Source organism: Afifella sp. H1R (genome assembly GCF_021462425.1).
In the GTDB taxonomy this organism is placed as follows: Bacteria; Pseudomonadota; Alphaproteobacteria; order Rhizobiales; family Afifellaceae; genus Afifella; species Afifella aestuarii.
The window spans coordinates 270,645-289,751 of record NZ_JAKEDY010000002.1 but is presented as its reverse complement, the minus strand read 5'-3'; the positions used below and the strand labels follow the sequence as shown (position 1 = coordinate 289,751).

Below are 19,107 nucleotides of genomic sequence, written 5' to 3'. Positions count from 1 at the left end.
TGCATGAGCCAAGGCCGTTTGACCACGCATGTCTTGGATACGGCCGCGGGCCGTCCCGCATCGGGCCTCAGGATCGAGCTCTTCGACGCGGCCGGCGAAAAGCTTCGCGAGGTTTCCACGAACGCCGACGGGCGCTGCGACGCCCCGCTTCTCGAAGGCTCCGATTTCAAGGCGGGGCGCTACGAGCTTCTTTTCCATGTGGGCGATTATTTTCGCGGGAGCGGCGTGGATCTGCCCGATCCCGCTTTTCTCGATGTGGTGCCCGTGCGCTTCGGCATCGCTGATCCCGGCGCGCATTACCATGTGCCGCTTCTCGTCTCGCCCTACGGCTATTCCACCTATCGGGGGAGCTGATGGGCAAGGCGATCTGCTTTCTTCTCGGCGACGAGCCGCGCCGCGTCACGGATCGCCCGCCGACGGAGACGATCCTCGAATATCTGCGCCGGGAGGAACGTCTGCCGGGCACCAAGGAAGGCTGCGCGGAGGGTGATTGCGGCGCCTGCACTGTGGTTCTGGGCGAGCCGGACGAGACGGGTGGCATGGCCTATCGCAGCGTCAATTCCTGCATCCAGTTTCTGCCCTCTTTGCATGGGCGCCAGCTTCTCACCGTGGAACATCTGAAACGTGACGATGGCAGCCTCCATCCGGTGCAGCAGGCGATGGTCGCGCATCACGGCTCGCAATGCGGCTTCTGCACGCCGGGCTTCGTCATGCAGCTCTACGCTGGCTTTCTGACGGGCGAGGCGACGAGCCGGCAGGAGGTGAAAGACTGGATCGCCGGCAATCTCTGCCGCTGCACAGGTTATGGGCCGATCATCGAGGCCGGCGTCGCCGCGCTGAAGGACGGCGGCCATGGCCGCGGCGCGGGCCGGCCCGAGGCGGCGGAGACGGTCGCGAAACTCAAAAGCCTCGACAACGGCGCCATGCTGCGCATTTCGCACCGCGACGAGACGGGCCGCGAGCAGCGCTGGTTCACGCCGCGCTCCATCGAGGAACTCGCCGTCACCTATTCCGGCTATCCCGATGCCGTGCTGGTTGCGGGCGCCACCGATGTCGGGCTCTGGGTGACGAAGAAACGGCGGTTTTTGAAGACGGTGATCGACGTCACCCGGGTCGAGGAGCTCCAGGAGATCGCCGAGACCGAGGAGACGCTGTCGTTCGGCGCGGCCGTGTCGCATCGCCGGGCGGCGGAGCGGCTCGGGGTGATCCATGCGGATCTCGGCGAGCTGATGCGCCGCTTCGCCTCCGTGCAGATCCGCAATACCGGCACGGTCGGCGGTAACATCGCCAATGGTTCGCCGATCGGCGATTTGCCGCCCGCGTTGATGGCGCTTGGGAGCCGTCTTCATCTGCGCCGGCGCGACGAAGAACGCCAACTGCCGCTTGAAGACTTCTTCCTCGCCTATGGCCGCCAGGACCGCAGGCGCGGCGAATTCGTGGAAAAAGTGGTGATCGACAAGCTGCCGGAGAATGCACGCTTCGGCTGCTACAAGATCTCCAAACGCTTCGACCAGGATATTTCCGCCGTGATGGGCGCCTTCCGCGTCGACCTTGACGGCGAGAAGATCGTTGCAGCAAGGCTCGCCTTCGGCGGCATGGCGGCGAGGCCGAAGCGGGCGGCGACAGCCGAGGCGGCGCTTGTCGGCGAGACTTTCGGCGAGGCGGCGTTCCGGAAGGCTGCGGCGGCGCTTGCGGAGGATTTCACCCCGCTCGACGATATGCGCGCCTCCGCCGCCTACCGGTTGAAAGTGGCGCAGAATTTGCTCCTTCGGTTTTCCATGGATCGAACCGATGACGGAGAGCGCGTGCCCAGCGTCCTGGAGCTTGCCTGATGGATGAAAACCTCATCCAGGACCGCGGTGTCGCCGGCACCGCGCGGCAGGCGAGGCCGCATGCGGCGGCGCGGCACGAGAGCCGGGAAAGGATTGCGGGCGGCGTCGCCCGGCCCGAGCCGCATGACAGCGGCGCAAGGCACGTCTCGGGCGAGGCGCGCTACATCGACGACATGGCCGAATTGCCGGGCACGCTGCACATCTATGTGGCGATGAGCGACCGCGCCCATGCCGAGATCAAGAAGCTGGATCTTGAAAACGTGCGCGCCGCCCATGGTGTCGCCTGCGTGCTGACGGCCGCCGACATTCCGGGTGAAAACGATGCAAGCCCGGTCTTCGGCGACGATCCGGTGTTTGCCGACAAGATCGTCGAGTATCACGGCCAGTCGATTTTTGCGGTGGCGGCCGAGACGCTGGCGCTGGCGCGCGCGGCGGCCGACAGAGCGGAGATCGTCTACGAGGACCGCGATGCGGTGATCACGCTCGACGAGGCGCTCGAAGCCGGTGCCGATCTTCTGCCGCCGCACGAAATGCGGCTCGGCGATTACGACGGCGTGCTCGCACAAGCGCCGCACAGAGTTTCAGGCCGCGTGCGCATCGGCGGCCAGGATCATTTTTATCTGGAAGGCCAGATCGCCTATGCGCTGCCGGGCGAGGATGGCGACATCGTCGTGCATTCCTCCACTCAGCATCCGAGCGAGGTGCAGCACAACGTGGCGAAGGTGCTGGGTCTGCCCGACCATGCCGTGACGATCGAGGTCCGGCGCATGGGCGGCGGCTTCGGCGGCAAGGAAAGCCAGCCGGCGCTGTTTGCGGCGATCGCGGCGCTTGTCGCGGCGAAGACGGGGAGGCCCGCCAAACTCCGCCTCGACCGTGACGACGACATGGTGATGACCGGCAAGCGGCACGATTTCCTCATCGATTACGAGGTGGGCTTCGACGGCGAGGGGCGCATTGCCGGCGCGGCCTTCGATCAGGCGATGCGCTGCGGCTATTCTGCGGATCTTTCAGGTGCGATTGCCGATCGGGCGATGTTTCACGCCGACAACGCCTATGCCCTGAACGCGGCGCGCATCCGCTCGCGGCGCCTGAAGACGCATACGGTGTCGAACACCGCCTTTCGCGGCTTCGGCGGGCCGCAGGGCATGGTGGCGACGGAGCGCATGATCGAGAAGATCGCCTTCGCGCTCGGCAAGGACCCGCTCGATATCCGCAAGGCGAATTTCTATCCGGCGGGGGGCGGTGCGCTCACGCCCTATCATATGGAGGTGACGGACAGCGTCATCGCCGAGATGGTGGAGGAGCTTGAAAAGAGCTCCGACTACCGCGCGCGGCGCGCGGCGGTCCGCGCCTTCAACGCGACGAGCCCGGTGGTGAAGAAGGGGCTCGCTCTGACGCCGGTGAAATTCGGCATTTCCTTCACGACCCGGCATCTCAATCAGGCCGGCGCCCTCGTCCATGTCTACAAGGACGGCTCCGTCATGCTCAATCACGGCGGCACGGAGATGGGGCAGGGGCTCTTCGTCAAGGTCGCGCAGGTGGTGGCGGAGGAGTTCCAGATCGACCTCGCCAGGGTGAAGATCACTTCCACGCGCACCGACAAGGTGCCGAACACCTCGGCGACGGCGGCCTCCTCCGGCTCCGACATCAACGGCATGGCGGCGCAGGCGGCGGCGCGCACCATCAAGGAGCGGCTCATTGCCTTTGCGGCCGAGGCTTACGGCGTGTCGCGCGAAAAGATCGTCTTTCGGCCGAACCGGGTTGAGATCGGCGACGAGGAGATGAGCTTCGCCGAACTCGTGGAAGAGGCCTATCTCGCCCGCATCTCGCTGTCGGCCACGGGCTTCTACGCGACGCCCGGTATCACCTATGACCGCGAGACGGCGACGGGCCATCCCTTCTTCTATTTCGCCTATGGCGCGGCCTGTTCAGAGGTCGCGATCGACACGTTGACCGGCGAGAACAAGGTCTTGCGCGTCGATATCCTTCATGAGGTCGGCCGCTCGCTCAATCCGGCCGTCGATATGGGCCAGATCGAGGGCGGCTTCATTCAAGGCATGGGCTGGCTGACGACGGAAGAGCTCTGCTGGAACGGCAAAGGCGAGCTCACCACGCATGCGCCCTCGACCTATAAGATCCCGACGGCGAACGATCGCCCGGACGATATGCGCATCAAGATCTGGGAGAAGGGCGAGAGCCAGGCGGAGACGATCTATCGCTCCAAGGCCGTCGGCGAGCCGCCCTTGATGCTGGCGATTTCCGTTTTTTCCGCGCTCGCGGACGCGGTTTCGGCGGCCTCCGATTACAAGGTCTTCCCCGATCTCGACGCGCCGGCGACGCCCGAACGCATTCTCTTTGCCGTGGACGACGTGCGCCGGCAGGCGGCGGGAGAGACGGCCGCATGAGCGGGCTCGGCCAGAAGATGCGCGCCGCGCTCGACGAAGGCCGGCCGGCGATCCTCGTCGAAGTCGACGAGGCGAAAGGTTCCACGCCGCGCGAGGCGGGGGCGGCGATGCTGGTGACGGAGACGGACTTCGCCGGCACGATCGGCGGTGGCATGCTCGAATACGGGGCGCTGGCCGAGGCCCGCCGGATGCTGGCGGGCGAGCGAGGCCCCGACGCGCGCGAGGTTCCGCTCGGCCCCGATCTCGGTCAGTGCTGCGGCGGCCGTGTCGGCCTCTCCTTCCGGCGCGTCGATCGGGCGCTGGCGGCGGAGATGGAGGCTCGTGAGACGGCCGAGCGCGAGATCTCTCCGAGCGTCGTCGTCTTCGGGGCGGGCCATGTCGGCCGGGCGCTCGCCATGGCTCTGGCACCACTCCCCTTTCGCACGACCATCGTCGATCCGCGCGCGGAAATGCTCAGCGACCTGCCGGAGGGCGTGGAGACGGTCTGGACGGCGCTGCCGGAGGCCGTCATCGCCGAGGCGGCGCCGGGTTCGGCCGCGATCATCGCCACGCACAGCCATGCGCTCGACTTCGCCGTCGCCTATGCCGCACTGAAACGCCGCGATTTTGCCTATACCGGGATGATCGGATCGAAAACGAAACGGGCACAGTTCGAGCGCTGGGCTTGCGGGGAAGGGCTCGCGCGCGCCAATGTGGACCGGCTGATCCTGCCGATCGGAAGCAGAACCTTGAAGGACAAGAGGCCGCCTGTGATTGCCGCGCTCGTCGCGGCGGAGGTGGCGGTCTGCTTGTTGGAAAAACGGCCATCCGTGCAGGCGGATGCGATAGCCACACGGACATGCAGGGAAAGACATGGCGACGGAAGGCAAACCGCCACGGCTCGCGCTTGAAGGTATTACCAAGCGTTTTCCGGGCGTTCTCGCCAATGATGATGTGAGCTTCTCCGTCGCGCCGGGCGAGATCCACGCGCTTCTCGGCGAGAACGGGGCGGGCAAATCGACGCTCGTCAAGATCATCTACGGCGTCCTGCAGGCCGACGAAGGCCGGGTGCTGTGGGACGGCGAGCCGGTGTCGATCGCCAATCCGAAGGCCGCGCGGCGGCTCGGCATCGGCATGGTCTTTCAGCATTTCTCGCTGTTCGAGGCGATGACGGTTCTGGAAAACATCGCGCTCGGCCTCGACCATTCCTTCAGCTGGCGCGAGTTGCAGCAGCGCGTCGGCGACATCCTCAAGACCTACGATCTGCCGCTCGATCCGAACCGCGAGGTGCACACTCTGTCGGTGGGCGAGCGCCAGCGCATCGAGATCGTGCGCTCGCTCCTGCAATCGCCGAAACTTCTGATCATGGACGAGCCGACCTCCGTGTTGACGCCGCAGGAGGTGGAACGGCTTTTCGAGACCTTGCGCCGGCTGGCCGCGGAAGGCTGCTCGATCCTTTATATCTCCCACAAGCTCAACGAGATTCAGGCGCTCTGCGACACCGCCACGATCCTGCGCGGCGGGCAGGTCGTCGCCACCTGCGACCCGCGCGAGGAATCGGCGAGATCGATGGCCGAGATGATGATCGGCGCCTCGCTGCGCGACGTGAGCCGCAAGCCCGGCACCGACTTCGGCCCGGAAAGGCTGCGCGTCACGCATCTCTCGGCGCCGGGCGAGGGGCCCTTCGGCGTGCCCCTCAAAGACATCAATCTTTCCGTGCGTGCCGGCGAGGTCGTGGGGATCGCGGGCGTCGCCGGCAACGGCCAGAACGAATTGCTGGCGGCTCTCGTCGGCGAGATCGAGGGCGCGGAAAGCGGCAACATCTTTCTCGACGGGGTGCCCTCCATCGCCGCCCATGTCGGCGACAGGCGGCGCGACGGCATGTGCTCCGTGCCGGAAGAGCGCAACGGCCACGGCGCCGTTCCGGCCTGCTCGCTCACCGACAATGCCGTGTTGACCGCGCGCCACCGCATGGAACTGGCGAGCCACGGCTTCATCCGCTATGGGGCGGCGGAGAAATACGCCGAACAGGTGATTGCGGCCTTCGACGTGAAGGCGACGGGGCCGCGCGCACCGGCGGCGAGCCTGTCCGGCGGCAATCTGCAGAAATTCATCATGGGCCGCGAGATCCTGCAAAAGCCGGACGTCCTCATCGTCTCGCAGCCGACCTGGGGCGTCGATGCGGGCGCGGCGGCTGCCATCCACCAGGCGCTCGTCGATCTTGCCGCCGCCGGCTCGGCGATCCTCCTGATCAGCCAGGATCTCGACGAGCTTCTGGCGTTGTGCGATCGCATCGCCGTCATCAATGGCGGCGTCTTGTCGGACATGCTGGATGTGGAAGGGATTTCGATCGAAAGAGTGGGCCTGTTGATGGGCGGCATGCATGGCGAGGATGCCGCCGGGAGTGGCGGCGACGGCGGCGGGCCGCGCCATGGGCCCCGCGAGGAGCAAGTTCATGCGGCTTAGGCTGGAGCCGCGCCGCGAGGCGAGCCGGACGATGCTCTACGGGACGCCGGTTCTCGCCGTCGCGCTCACCGTCCTTGCGGGCATCCTGATCTTTTCGCTCATGGGCTATGACGGGCTGGCGGCGATCTATCAGATCTTCGTCGCGCCGATCGCCGATCCCTATCGCTGGCAGGACCTCTTCGTGAAGGCGGCGCCGCTCATCACGATCGCGCTCGGGCTTGCTATCGGCTTTCGCGCCAATGTCTGGAACATCGGCGCGGAGGGCCAGTATATCGTCGGCGCGCTCGCCGGCACGGGTGTGGCGCTCGCCACCTGGGACATGGAAGGCTACTGGATCCTGCCGGCGATGGTCGCGGCGGGCATTCTCGGCGGTCTCCTCTGGGCCGCGATCCCGGCATTTCTGAAGACGCGCTTCAACGTCAACGAGATCCTGACCAGCCTGATGCTGACCTATGTGGCGGTGCAGCTTCTCTATTATCTGATGCGCGGGCCCTGGCGCGACCCGGAAGGTTACGGCTTTCCGCAGACGCGCCTGTTCTCCGAATGGCAGACGCTGCCGACGGTCGTGCAGGGCACGCTCGTGCATCTGGGCGTCCCCGTCGCCTTCTTTCTGGCGATCGCCGTCTGGATCGTCCTGTCGCGCACGGTGACGGGCTTTCAGGTGCGCGTCGTCGGCCTTGCCCCGCAGGCGGCGCGTTATGGCGGCTTTTCCGCCCGCGGCACGGTCTGGCTGACGCTTCTGACCTCCGGCGCCTTTGCCGGGCTTGCCGGCATTTTCGAAGCGGCCGGTCCGTTTCAGCAGATGACGCCGCAGTTTTCCGTCAATTACGGCTTCACGGCGATCATCGTCGCCTTTCTCGGGCGCCTGCATCCGCTCGGCATCGTGCTTGCGGGCATGGTCCTAGCCGTGTCCTATGTGGGCGGCGAGAACGCCCAGACGGCGCTCGGCCTTCCCTATGCGGCGACCGGCATGTTTCAGGCGATGATGCTGTTCTTCCTGCTCGCGGTCGACATTCTCGTGCGCTACCGCCTGCGCGTCGTGGTGCCGGCCGATCTCAGCCGGCCGGCGGAGGCGCGCCATCCGCACATAAGGCAGGCCGACGAAGGCTCCCGCACGTCATCCACTCCCCTCGACAAGCAAAGAGAAAGTCTCAGCGCGTGACGACGGCGATCTTCATTTCGATCATCATGACGCTTGTCGGCGCGGCGACGCCGATCCTTCTGGCGGCGCTCGGCGAGCTCGTCGTGGAAAAGAGCGGCGTGCTCAATCTCGGCCTCGAAGGCATGATGCTGATCGGCGCCGTCACCGCTTTCGGCGTGACCTTTACGACCGGCAGCGCCTCGCTCGGTCTCGTCGCGGCGATGGCGGCGGGGGCGGCCGCCTCGATGATTTTTGCGTTTCTGACGCTGACCCTGACCGCCAATCAGGTGGCGACCGGGCTCGCGCTGACGATCTTCGGCATCGGCCTTTCCTCCCTCATCGGGCAGAATTTCGTCGGCCGCACGGTGAGCGGGCTCGAGCATATCTTCCCCGCCGCGCTCGCCGACGATCCGATCGGGCGCGTCGTCTTCGGCTATTCGCCGCTCGTCTATCTTTCGCTCGTCATGACGGCGTTCGTCGCCTGGTTCCTCACGCGCTCGCGCGCCGGCCTGATCCTGCGGGCGATCGGCGAAAGCGACGAGGCGGCGCATTCGATCGGCTATTCGGTCATCCGCGTGCGCTATCTCGCGGTCGCTTTCGGCGGGGCGATGGCCGGCCTCGGCGGCGCCTATTACTCGCTGGTGATGACGCCGATGTGGGCCGACCGGCTGACGGCGGGGCGCGGATGGATCGCGCTGGCGCTCGTCGTCTTCGCTTCCTGGCGGCCGCTCCGGCTTCTGGGCGGCGCCTATCTCTTCGGCGCGGTGATGACGCTCGAGCTGCACGCCAAGGCCGCCGGCATCAATATCGTGCCGCCGGAATTTCTGGCGATGCTGCCCTATCTTGCGACCATCGTGGTCCTGACCTTGATTTCGATCGCGCCGTCCGGCCGTCGCAATGCGGCCCCGGCCTGTCTCGGCAAACCCTTCCGCGCCACCGGTTGAGCGCGGTTTTCTGATCCCGCACCTCGTGAACACCAGGGAGTTTTGTCAATGAGTAGAATGAACAGGCGCCAGATCTTGGTCGGCAGCGCCGCGACCCTCGCTCTTCCCGCTCTGATCGGCCGGGCCGCCGCCCAGGACGGGCCGCTCAATGTCGGTTTCGTCTATGTCGGGCCGATCGGCGATTACGGCTGGAGCCACGCCCATGACGAGGCGCGCAAGAAGGCGGAAGAGCATTTCGGCGACAAGATCAAGACGAACTACGTCGAAAACGTCGCCGAGGGCCCGGATGCGGAACGCGTCATCCGTCAGCTCGCGCAGCAGGGCAACAAGCTCATCTTCACGACCTCCTTCGGTTTCATGAACCCGACGATCAAGGTCGCGAAGCAGTTCCCGGACGTGCATTTCGAGCATGCGACCGGCTACAAGACGGCCGACAATGTCGGCATCTACAATGCCCGCTTCTATGAAGGCCGCGCCGTCATCGGCACGATCGCCGGCATGATGTCGAAATCCGGCAAGGCGGGCTATGTCGGCTCCGTGCCGATCCCGGAGGTGGTGCGCGGCATCAACTCCTTCACGCTCGCCGCGCAGAAGATCAATCCGGACTTCACCACGCAGGTCGTGTGGGTGAACTCCTGGTACGACCCGGCCAAGGAAGCCGATGCGGCCAAGGCGCTGATCGACCAGGGCTGCGATATCATTTCCCAGCACACCGATTCCCCGGCGCCGCTGCAGGCTGCCGAGCAGCGCGGCGTCTATGCCTTCGGTCAGGCCTCCAACATGATCGACTTCGCCCCGAAGGCGCATCTGACGGCGATCACCGACAATTGGGGCCCCTATTACATCGACCAGATCCAGAAAGAGCTCGACGGCGAATGGGCGCCGGGCAACATCTGGTGGGGCATCGAGAAGGGTCTCGTCGGCATCGCGCCCTACAACGACATCATGCCGGCCGATGTGAAGGAAGCCGCCGACAAGGTGAAGAACGGCATCGCCTCGGGCGAGATCCATCCCTTCTCCGGCCCGATCACCGACCAGTCCGGCGAAGTGAAGGTGCCGGAAGGCGACACGATCCCGGACGAACAGCTCCTGGGGCTCGACTGGTACGTGAAGGGCGTTCAGAGCTAAGCGACATCGCCGTGGCGGAGGCGGTTTCCGGCCGCCTTCGCCAGCAGGCGACGCCTGCAGCTTTTTAAATGAGGACGGAGCGCTCTCCTGCGCTCCGTTGCGTCTTCCCGCGGGGAGGCAGTGACGGATGGGCAGCATGATTGCATCGCGCCTATCCGTGCGTGATCGGGAGAACGAATGGGCGCGATCGTCTGGGACTGGCTGAGCCTTGCCGTGCGCTTCGTGCACGTGATCACCGGCATCGCCTGGATCGGCTCGTCGTTCTATTTCATCGCGCTCGATCTCGGCCTCAGGCGCCGTGACGGGCTGCCGGACGGCGTCACCGGCGAGGCCTGGCAGGTGCATGGCGGCGGCTTCTACCACATGCAGAAATATGCCGTGGCGCCGCATTTCATGCCGGACGAGCTCACCTGGTTCAAATGGGAGAGCTATTTCACCTTCCTCTCCGGCTTCGTGCTCCTCTGCATCGTCTATTATTTCGGCGCCGAGCTCTTCCTGATCGATCCGTCGGTCGCCGATATTCCCGAATGGGGCGCGGTTCTCATCGGCCTTGCCGGCTTGGGTTCCGGCTGGCTCGCCTATGACCGGCTCTGCCGCTCGCCGCTCGGGCGCCACGACACGCTTCTCTTCGTCGTGCTCTTCGTCTTTCTGGTCGCGGCCTTCTTCCTCTTCTGCCACGTCTTTTCCGGGCGCGGCGCCTTCATCCATTGCGGCGCGCTCATCGCCACGATCATGACGGCGAACGTCTTCTTCGTGATCATTCCGAACCAGAAGATCGTGGTCGCCGACCTGAAGGCCGGGCGGGAGCCGGCCGCGCATCTCGGCAAGGCGGCGAAGCAGCGCTCGCTGCACAACAATTATCTGACGCTGCCCGTCCTCTTCTTCATGCTGTCGAACCATTATCCGCTCGCCTTCGCGACGGAGTGGAACTGGCTGATCGCCATTCTGGTGCTGCCGGCAGGCGCGCTCATCCGGCATTTCTTCAACACGATGCATCGGACGGGCCGGAAGCTCTGGTGGCCCTGGGTTGCCGTCGCGTGTCTCGTCGCCGCGATCGTGGCGCTGTCGCGCTTTCCGGGCTACGGGCCGCAGGAGGCGGCGGCCGCGAGGATCGACAAGGATCCCGAGCTCGCTCTGATGGCCTCGATGCATTTCGACGAGGCGCAGGCGATCGTCATGGGGCATTGCTCCATGTGCCATGCCGCCGAGCCGCTGTTTGAAGGGGTTCACACGGCACCGAAGGGCGTGCTTCTCGACACGCCGGAAGAGGTCGCCCGCAACTGGCAGAGGATCGACATGCAGGCGGTGCGCTCGACCGCCATGCCGCCGCCGGGGGTTGCCGTGATCAGCCCCGAGGAGCGGCAGACGCTCGCCGCCTGGATCGGAAGCCGGACGACATGGTGAGCACGAAATCTCCCGCGCCGGGCCGGGTGGACGCGATCCGCGGCCGGCTTTTGTGGTTTGAGGCCGATCCCTATCTCGCCGGCGAGCGCGAGGCCGTGCGCTATGTCGAGGACGGGCTTCTCGTTCTGAAGGACGGGCGGATCGCGGCCGTGGGTGAAGCGGGCGCGCTCGCGACGACGCTGCCCGAAAATGCCGTTATCGCCGATCACCGCCCGCATCTCGTCATGCCGGGCTTCATCGACCCGCATCTCCATATGCCGCAGACGCAGGTGATCGCCTCCTACGGCGCGCATCTTCTCGAATGGCTGGAGAAATACACGTTTGTCGAGGAGCAGAAATACGCCGATCCCGGCATTTGCACGGCGGCCTCGACCTTCCTTCTCGACGAGCTTTTGCGCTCCGGCACGACGAGCGCCGCGGTCTATGGCTCGGTGCATCCAGAATCCGCCGACGCGCTCTTCGCCGAGGCGTTCAAGCGGGACGTGCGGCTTGTCGCCGGCAAGGTGATGATGGACCGCGCCGCGCCGGACGCACTCCTCGACACTCCGGAGACGGGATACGAGGAGTCCAAGGCGCTGATCGAGAAATGGCACGGGCGCGGCCGGCTTTCCTACGCGATCACGCCGCGCTTTGCCGTCACCTCCTCGGAGGCGCAGCTCGAGGCGGCCGGTGCGCTCGCTGCGGAATATCCTCAGATGCACATCCAGACGCATCTGTCGGAGAACACGCTGGAGATCGAAACCGTCGCCCGCGATTTTCCATGGTCTGAGGATTATACCGCCGTCTACGAACGCTACGGGCTGGTGCGGAAGAAGGCGCTTCTCGGCCATTGCATCCATCTTGCCGAGCGTGAACGCCAGGCGCTGGCGCACGCGGGGGCCTCCGCGATCTCGTGTCCGACCTCGAACCTTTTCCTGGGCTCCGGTCTCTTCGATCTGGCGGCCATGCGCGCGGCCGAACCGGCGGTGAAGGTCGGGGTCGCGACCGATATTGGTGGCGGCACGTCCTATTCGATGCTCCAGACGGTGTCGGAATTCTACAAGGTGCTGGCGCTCAAGGGGCAGAGGCTGACGCCGTTCGAGGCGTTTCACATGCTGACGCTCGGCAATGCCGAGGCGCTCTGCCTCGACGATCGCATCGGCACGTTCCGGGAGGGGATGGAGGCCGATATCGTCGTGCTCGACAGCGCCGCGACGCCCGCCATGCACTGGCGCATGGAGACGGTGGAGACGCTGTTTGAAGAGCTCTTCGTGCTGATGATGCTGGGCGACGATCGGGCGGTCGCGGCGACCTATCTGATGGGTGCGCCCGCTTACAGTTCTGACAACGCTTAGCGGCGCTTCTTCGACGTCGCATTCTTCGGGGTCACGTCGCGCAGGCGTGCATCGCCGGTGACGTCGACCATGCCGATGCCGTGCTTTTCCCGAAGATGCTCGGTGAGAAGCCGGACATTGCGCAGATTGGCCTTGAAATAGACGTCGCCGAGATCGCCGACGAGGGGCACGAGGCCGAGCGCGAAGTCGAAGCCGGCATTGCGCACCATCTTCGCCTTCACATCCGTGTCGGCGCCGAGCTGGTGGGCGCGGTAGATGAGATAGGCGGAGATGACGCCGCCCGCCGCATCGCCGATGCCGGGGATGAGGCCGATCACGGAATCGAAGCCGAAACGGAAACCGGGCACGCCGAAGCGCGCATCCATCATCTTCGCCAGCGATTCAAGCCGGTTGAGCTCGCGCTCGATTTCCACGGTGCTGTGCTGGCGCGAAGAGGTGCGGTCGAAGCCGGTGTCGAAACGAGATGAAGCGGTGCGGTCCATGAAGCGATAACGCGCTCGCGTTGTGCGTGTTCCCGCGCGCGTCTTCGCCTTGCGCCGCGCTTAGAACCGGTCGACGAACGTGTTGCGTCAACTCGTTGCTTGCGGTCAGTTAGAAACCCCGCTTTCGTCAAATGATTAGGAATTGCTTCGGGAGGTCAGATTGATAGAAGAAGAATACCCGAAGACGGAGAAGGGCTTCTCCGACTGTGGCTGGCGTTCGCCCCTAAAATTCGCGGCATCGGTTTCTTCGATCGCGATCGTGGTGGCGCTTTGCCTCAAAATCTATGGCGCCTCCTGGGATTTCTCGGCTGCCACGGTCTCCGCAACAGATGTGATCGCGATCGTCATATCTCTCTTCGCAATCGCTCTCTCATTTGCATTTTATTATGCTGCAAATCAAGCGGCAGATAAATTCTACGATAATACATATAAATTTACCAAGGATACATCTGAAATACTTGGAAGAATAGAGGAAAGATTTGGGGAAAGATTGAGGCATATTGACGAGGGGTATGGAAAAATAGAAAATCATATAGGCAGAATGTCAGTCCTGAAACAGGAAACGCAAGCGGAAATAGAGAAAAATGAGGAAACCGTCGCCTCGGAACGAGAGGAAATTAAAGAAATAATAAAAGAGTTGATAGATAAAACTCAATCTAGCGATTCGGAAAAGCAAGAATATCAAAGAAAAATTGATGACGCGGAAGCTAGATTGCGGCAATCTCAAGACGCTGTCATTGGTCTAAGAAGACAGTTAAAAAATCTTGAAAAAGAAATGATCACTATAGGACGCGGAGAAAACAAAAATACAAAAATTAAGGAATTGTTAATTGGTCTATTCAATTTCTCTGGGGTTAGCCCGTGGGAGATAATCGAGAAGGGGCATATAAAACCATTCGTATGGAAAGACCTTCCTCACGGAGTGCGTTTGGAGTTGATGAGATCCGGCTTGGTCACGCCAGAGGGAACTTTGACGAAAAAGGGCGTCGAGCAAATTTCTGAAGAATTCCTGAAGTGAGAGAAATTCAAAATCAAAGAGCCTCCCTTTCTAGTCTCAGAACCGGTCCACGAGCTGGCCGTGCCAGATGGCGAGGCTCACCATGGCGCGGCGGAGTGCGGTGATGCCGGGCACGCGGCCGACCTTGAGGTCGGTGTAGAGGGCGAGTTCCTGCGGCACACGGCCGAGCGCCTCTTCGGCGAGGAGCTTGCCGATATAGGGCGCAAGCGCCACGCCCTGGCCGGAAAAGCCGGCGGCCGTCATGACGCCCGGCGCGATCTCGCGGATGAACGGCATGCGTGCCGGCGTGATCGAGACGACGCCGCCCCAGCCATGGGCGATCTTGATGTCCTTCAGCTGCGGATAGACGCGCAGAAAATGTGGCCGAACGAAGCTGCCGATGTCGGAGGGGATGCGCCCGGCGCTGCTTTCGCCGCCGCCGAAGAGGAGACGCCCGTCCGCCGATTTGCGCCAGTAGCAGATGACGAAATAGCTGTCGGAGGCGCATTCGCCGCCGGGCAGAACGGTGTTTTCGAGATCTCCGAGCGGTTCGGTCGCCACCATGAAGCTGTTGACGCCGACGGTGCGCCCGCGGGTGACGGCCTCGAACGGACCTGAACGGCCGTTGGTGGTGACGATGAGGCGCTCTGCCGTCACCTCGCCGGACGGTGTTTGGACGCGAAACCGCCCGTTCTCTTTCCTGTGGGAGAGGGCGGGGCTGTCTTCGTAAAGGCGGGCGCCTGCGGCCTCGGTCGCGCCGGCGAGACCGAGGAGAAAGGCGTAAGGGTCGAGATGGCCGGCGCCTGTGTCGCGACAGCCGCCGTAATAGGAGGGCGAGCCGACGGCCGCTGCCGCTTCCTCACGGCTCAAGACCTCGATGTCGGGATAATCGTAGCGCTCCCGCAGCGTCTCGACGAAATGGGCGTTCTCCTTTTCGTCGTCCGGCCGGTGGAAGACGTCGATGAGGCCGTTGGTGATGTCGCAGCCGAAGCGGGCGGCAAGGCTGCGCACGAGCGCTTTTGCCTCTTCGCCGACCTGCCAGAGCGCCTTGGCGCGCTCAAAACCGTAATGCTTTTCGAGCCAGAGAATGTCGCGGCGCTGGCCGGAATGGATCTGGCCGCCATTGCGCCCCGACGCGCCGTAGCCGAGGCGGTCCGCCTCCAGCAGCACGACCCGCGTCCCCGCCTCGGCGAGATGCAGGGCCGCGGAAAGGCCCGCGAAGCCGCCGCCGACGATGCAGACATCGGCGTCCGTCTGCCCCGAGAGTGTCGGCCTTTCGGGGCGGTCACCTGCTGTCAGATGGTACCAGGAGGGCGGGAAAGGCCGCGGCACGGCTCGCTCGAAGGTTGGAGGGGTTAGACGCTGAGAAGGAGGTATTCACGCTCCCAGGGGCTGATCACCCCCATGAAGGTTTCGTATTCGGTTTCCTTGATGCCGCGATAGATGCTGACGAAGGGGCTGCCGAAGATTTCCACCAGTTCCGGCGTGTTCTCCAGAAGCTGGACGGCATCGAGGATGGAGCGCGGCAGGGTGAAGGGCGCGTCATAGCCCGTTCCGGCCGCCGGTTCGTCCGGCTCGAGCTTGTTGACGAGACCGAGATAGCCGCAGGCGAGCGACGCCGCGATCGCGAGATAGGGATTGGCGTCGGAGGACGGGACACGATTTTCCACGCGCCGCGCCGCAGGATCGGAGAGGGGCACGCGCAGTCCGACGGTGCGGTTGTCGTAGCCCCAGCGCATGTTGATCGGCGCCGAGGTGTGCGGCGTGATGCGGCGATAGGAATTCACGAACGGCGCCATCATCGCCATGGCGCGCGGAATGTAGGTCTGCAGGCCGGCGATATAATAGAGGAATTCCTTGCTGGCCCCGCCGTCGGGCGTGGAGAAGATGTTGTCGCCCGTCTTAAGGCTCACCACCGAATGGTGGATGTGCATCGCCGAGCCGGGTTCGGCGGCAATCGGCTTCGCCATGAAGGTCGCGTACATCTCGTGGCGCAGCGCCGCCTCGCGGATCGTGCGTTTGAACAGAAACACCTGGTCGGCGAGTTCGACGGGATCGCCGTGGCGCAGATTGATCTCCATCTGCGCCGTCCCCGCCTCGTGGGCGAGCGTATCGATCTCGAGCCCCTGGGCTTCTGAGAATTCGTAGATGTCGTCGAAGAGGGCCTCGAACTCGTTGACCGCGGAGATCGAATAGGCCTGGCGGGCGCGCTCCGTGCGCCCGGATCGTCCGACCGGCGGCTCGAGCGGATAATCCGGATCGAGATTGGGTTTGACGAGATAGAATTCGAGCTCGGGCGCCACCACCGGCTGGATGCCGGCGTCGTTGTAGAGCTGGATGACCTGCTGCAGCACCCGGCGCGGGGAAACTTCCACCGGACGCCCGTCGCGGTGATAGGCGTTGTGGATGACATGCGCGGTCGGGTCGGACGCCCAGGGCACGACGGCGAGGGTGGAGAAATCCGGGCGGAAGATGAGATCGCCGTCCGTGATCGATTCGGCATATTCCTCTTCGTCGCGGTCCGGATAATCGCCGGTGATGGTCTGGGTGAAGATCGCCGCCGGCAGCGTCATCGGCTTGTCGTCGAAGAACTTTCCGGTTGGCATCAGCTTGCCGCGGGCGACACCGGCCTGATCCGGCACGATGCATTCGATGTCTTCGATGGCCCGTTCCCGGCACCAGCGCCGGGCTTCTTCACTGTTGGCGACGCCGCGTCGGAGAGAGGTTTCCGGGTCCGTCGGCGTGGCCGTGGCTTTGTGCGATTCGGTCATGATCACCTCGCCCCCTTCATACCCGATGATGAGGCGAAGGCGAAGCTCGGCGAATGGGCGGTCAAACGGCCGCCGGCGCAGCTCAGTCGAAGAGGTCGAGACCGAATTTGTAGGTGAGGCCGAGAGCCGCCGTGAACTGGTTCTCGCTGCCGACATCGGTGATCGGTGAATCCGCAGCATCGCCGACGAGTCGCTCGTAGCTGGCCTGGCCGACGACCGACCAATTCTCGGTGAAGGCGTAACGCGCTTCGAGCGAGGCTCCGACACCTTTGATGCCGCCGTCGGGATCGAAGACCGCAAGCCCCGAGGCCGCCGCCTGCTCCGGCGTGATGCCGAGATAGGTCTGCAGATATTCCGCATCGGCGAAGGAAAGCCGGGGACCGGCCGTGATTTCGAGCTTGTTGGTCGGATGCGTCACGAGATTGACGCCCGTCTCGCCGACGAAGCCGTCATGGCCCGTCACGCCGCGGCGCAGCGCGAGATAGGCTTCGAGATCGTTCCACCGGTATTTGACGGCGCCGCCGAGTTCGACCGCCGTATCGACGTCGCCGATGCCGCGCAGCTTGGAATAATCGCTGTCGTCACGCTCGCGCACGACGCGGAAGGACGGGCTCACCGAAAGCCCCTGTTCCGGCTTGCCGCCGAACTCGCCGAAGACCGGCAGGCTGAGATAATGCAGGGCGACGAAGGGCTGCGGCTGGACCGTATAATCGTCCGCGCCCTCATAGGCGGGCTGCACCGAGGCGCCGGCGCCGAGCTCCAGAATGAGATCGTGGCTGCTCTTTTCGGCGGGAACGGGCGTTTCCTGCGCGGCAACGGGCGAGGTGGCCGACGAGGCGGCGACGAACGCCGCCAGGACACTGCCTGCGAACGCACGGATCGCGGCGCGCGGGTGAACCCGCCGCGTTTTCCCGGATCTGTCGGCTGGTCTGCCGGCCGAATTCTCGATGATGTCGCCAAGCTCTTGCATGGAACAATCGCTACCGGCTCCACGCTGCACAGCAAAGAAACGAATCGTCCGGCGATGGGCTTTTTCGGAAACCGTGGCGGTGCGGCCACGCCTCTACTGCGGAGGGTTGTCGCGCTGCGCTCAGTCGAGGGTGTTGCGGAAGCGGATGAGGGCGAGCGTGGCGATGACGCCGAGGAAGGCGAGGATCGGCCAGATTTCCGGCCAGACGAAGGAGAGGTCGCTGCCCTTCAGCATGATGCCGCGCACGACACGCAGGAAATGCGTGAGCGGCAGGACATTGCCGAGGATCTGCGCCCATTCCGGCATGCCGCGGAAGGGGAACATGAAGCCCGAAAGAAGGATCGACGGCAGAAAGAAGAAGAACGTCATCTGCATCGCCTGGAGCTGCGTGCGGGCGAGCGTGGAGAAGGTGTAGCCGAGCGTCACATTGGCGGCGAGGAAGATGGTGACGGCGACGAGAAGGGCGAGGTAATTGCCGAGCATCGGCACGTTGAAGAGCATGAGCGCGGCCGCGAGGATGACGACGACCTGGATGAGGCCGAGGCCGATATAGGGCACGATCTTGCCGATCATGATCTCAACCGGTTTGACCGGCATGGAAAGGAGGTTCTCCATCGTGCCGCGCTCGATCTCGCGGGTGAGGGCGAGCGCCGTCATCAAGGTCGTGGTCATGGTGAGGATGGTGCCGAGGAGGCCCGGCACGATGTTGTACTGGCTGATGCCCTCCGGATTGTAGAGACGGTGGATGATGACGTCGGCGCTGCGCGCCTGTGCGCTCTTGGCGCCGAGCGGGCCGCTCAGGACATGGGCGATGGCGCGGCTGACGATCTCCGGCATGGCGGCGAGCGCGTTGGCGGAGGCGGCGGGATCCGTCGCGTCGGCTTCCACGACGACTTCGGGGGAAAGCCCGCGCACGAGATCGCGCTCGAAATTCTGCGGAATGGTGAGGACGAAGGAGAGCGAGCCGTCTTCGAGCGCTGCGCGCGCGTCCGCCTCGCGGGCGAGCGGGGCGGCGATGTCGAAATAGCCGGAGGTTTCCATGCCCGCGACGATGGCGCGTGACACCGGCCCGCCGTCGAGGACGAGAACGCCCGTCGGCAGCATCTTCGGATCGGTGTTGATGGCATAGCCGAAGAGGATGAGCTGCAGGATCGGGATGCCGATGATCATCGCGAAGGTGAGCCGGTCGCGGCGCATCTGGATGACTTCTTTGAGGAGCACCGCCTTGATGCGGGAGAGCGAGATCAGGCCCAT

At 64.4% G+C, this 19,107-nt stretch carries 16 protein-coding genes; 11 read left to right on the top strand and 5 right to left on the bottom strand.

The features are described 5' to 3' along the window. The first annotated feature begins 3 nt into the window (after positions 1 to 3). The 10 genes from uraH to guaD all read left to right on the top strand — a co-directional run bounded on the left by uraH (position 4) and on the right by guaD (position 12,633). Positions 4 to 354: a hydroxyisourate hydrolase gene (uraH, locus tag L0F51_RS12980; protein WP_234629644.1), complete on the top strand. Its 351-nt coding sequence runs from the start codon at positions 4 to 6 to the stop codon at positions 352 to 354. After that, a complete protein-coding gene (gene xdhA / locus L0F51_RS12975) occupies positions 354 to 1,832 on the top strand; it encodes a xanthine dehydrogenase small subunit (protein ID WP_234629643.1) in 1,479 nt (492 codons plus the stop codon). The genes uraH and xdhA overlap by 1 nt, the downstream gene beginning before the upstream one ends. Further along, a complete protein-coding gene (gene xdhB / locus L0F51_RS12970) occupies positions 1,832 to 4,237 on the top strand; it encodes a xanthine dehydrogenase molybdopterin binding subunit (RefSeq protein ID WP_234629642.1) in 2,406 nt (801 codons plus the stop codon). The genes xdhA and xdhB overlap by 1 nt, the downstream gene beginning before the upstream one ends. Further along, the gene (xdhC, locus tag L0F51_RS12965) at positions 4,234 to 5,127 is read left to right on the top strand and encodes a xanthine dehydrogenase accessory protein XdhC (protein ID WP_234629641.1); all 894 of its coding nucleotides are present in this window, start codon (positions 4,234 to 4,236) and stop codon (positions 5,125 to 5,127) included. Before xdhB ends, xdhC begins: the two co-directional genes overlap by 4 nt. Continuing rightward, positions 5,090 to 6,682, top strand: coding sequence for an ABC transporter ATP-binding protein (locus tag L0F51_RS12960; RefSeq protein WP_234629640.1), 1,593 nt, complete (start codon positions 5,090 to 5,092; stop codon positions 6,680 to 6,682). Before xdhC ends, L0F51_RS12960 begins: the two co-directional genes overlap by 38 nt. After that, a complete protein-coding gene (locus L0F51_RS12955) occupies positions 6,672 to 7,844 on the top strand; it encodes an ABC transporter permease (protein WP_234629639.1) in 1,173 nt (390 codons plus the stop codon). Before L0F51_RS12960 ends, L0F51_RS12955 begins: the two co-directional genes overlap by 11 nt. Positions 7,845 to 7,870: 26 nt before the next feature. Then, the gene (locus tag L0F51_RS12950; protein ID WP_092810003.1) at positions 7,871 to 8,767 is read left to right on the top strand and encodes an ABC transporter permease; all 897 of its coding nucleotides are present in this window, start codon (positions 7,871 to 7,873) and stop codon (positions 8,765 to 8,767) included. A 57-nt stretch (positions 8,768 to 8,824) separates the two neighbouring features. After that, the gene (locus tag L0F51_RS12945; RefSeq protein ID WP_234630342.1) at positions 8,825 to 9,895 is read left to right on the top strand and encodes a BMP family ABC transporter substrate-binding protein; all 1,071 of its coding nucleotides are present in this window, start codon (positions 8,825 to 8,827) and stop codon (positions 9,893 to 9,895) included. Between the two features lie 177 nt (positions 9,896 to 10,072). Beyond that, entirely contained in the window at positions 10,073 to 11,299 is a 1,227-nt protein-coding gene (locus L0F51_RS12940) for a urate hydroxylase PuuD (RefSeq protein WP_234629638.1), read from the top strand. Then, positions 11,293 to 12,633 carry a guanine deaminase gene (gene guaD / locus L0F51_RS12935; protein WP_234629637.1) on the top strand — a complete coding sequence of 447 codons (1,341 nt, stop codon included), beginning with the start codon at positions 11,293 to 11,295 and terminating at the stop codon, positions 12,631 to 12,633. Before L0F51_RS12940 ends, guaD begins: the two co-directional genes overlap by 7 nt. Here the strand turns inward: guaD and L0F51_RS12930 are convergent. Further along, the gene (locus tag L0F51_RS12930) at positions 12,630 to 13,115 is read right to left on the bottom strand and encodes a DUF4112 domain-containing protein (protein WP_234629636.1); all 486 of its coding nucleotides are present in this window, start codon (positions 13,113 to 13,115) and stop codon (positions 12,630 to 12,632) included. The two genes, guaD and L0F51_RS12930, sit on opposite strands and share 4 nt — an antisense overlap. 160 nt (positions 13,116 to 13,275) lie before the next feature. Between L0F51_RS12930 and L0F51_RS12925 the strand changes: the two genes are divergently transcribed. Further along, complete coding sequence (locus tag L0F51_RS12925) at positions 13,276 to 14,133, top strand: hypothetical protein (RefSeq protein WP_234629635.1); 858 nt, start codon at positions 13,276 to 13,278, stop codon at positions 14,131 to 14,133. A gap of 36 nt (positions 14,134 to 14,169) precedes the next feature. Here L0F51_RS12925 and L0F51_RS12920 read toward each other — a convergent pair whose 3' ends face one another. The 4 genes from L0F51_RS12920 to L0F51_RS12905 form a co-directional block, all read right to left on the bottom strand. Beyond that, complete coding sequence (locus L0F51_RS12920; RefSeq protein ID WP_234629634.1) at positions 14,170 to 15,444, bottom strand: FAD-binding oxidoreductase; 1,275 nt, start codon at positions 15,442 to 15,444, stop codon at positions 14,170 to 14,172. A 23-nt stretch (positions 15,445 to 15,467) separates the two neighbouring features. Then, positions 15,468 to 16,883, bottom strand: a complete 1,416-nt coding sequence (locus tag L0F51_RS12915; RefSeq protein ID WP_128292212.1) for a glutamine synthetase family protein — start codon at positions 16,881 to 16,883, stop codon at positions 15,468 to 15,470. An 82-nt stretch (positions 16,884 to 16,965) separates the two neighbouring features. Beyond that, positions 16,966 to 17,853 (bottom strand): MipA/OmpV family protein, encoded by an 888-nt coding sequence (locus tag L0F51_RS12910; RefSeq protein ID WP_234629633.1) that lies wholly within the window; start codon positions 17,851 to 17,853, stop codon positions 16,966 to 16,968. A 120-nt stretch (positions 17,854 to 17,973) separates the two neighbouring features. Next, positions 17,974 to 19,107, bottom strand: coding sequence for an ABC transporter permease (locus L0F51_RS12905; RefSeq protein WP_234629632.1), 1,134 nt, complete (start codon positions 19,105 to 19,107; stop codon positions 17,974 to 17,976).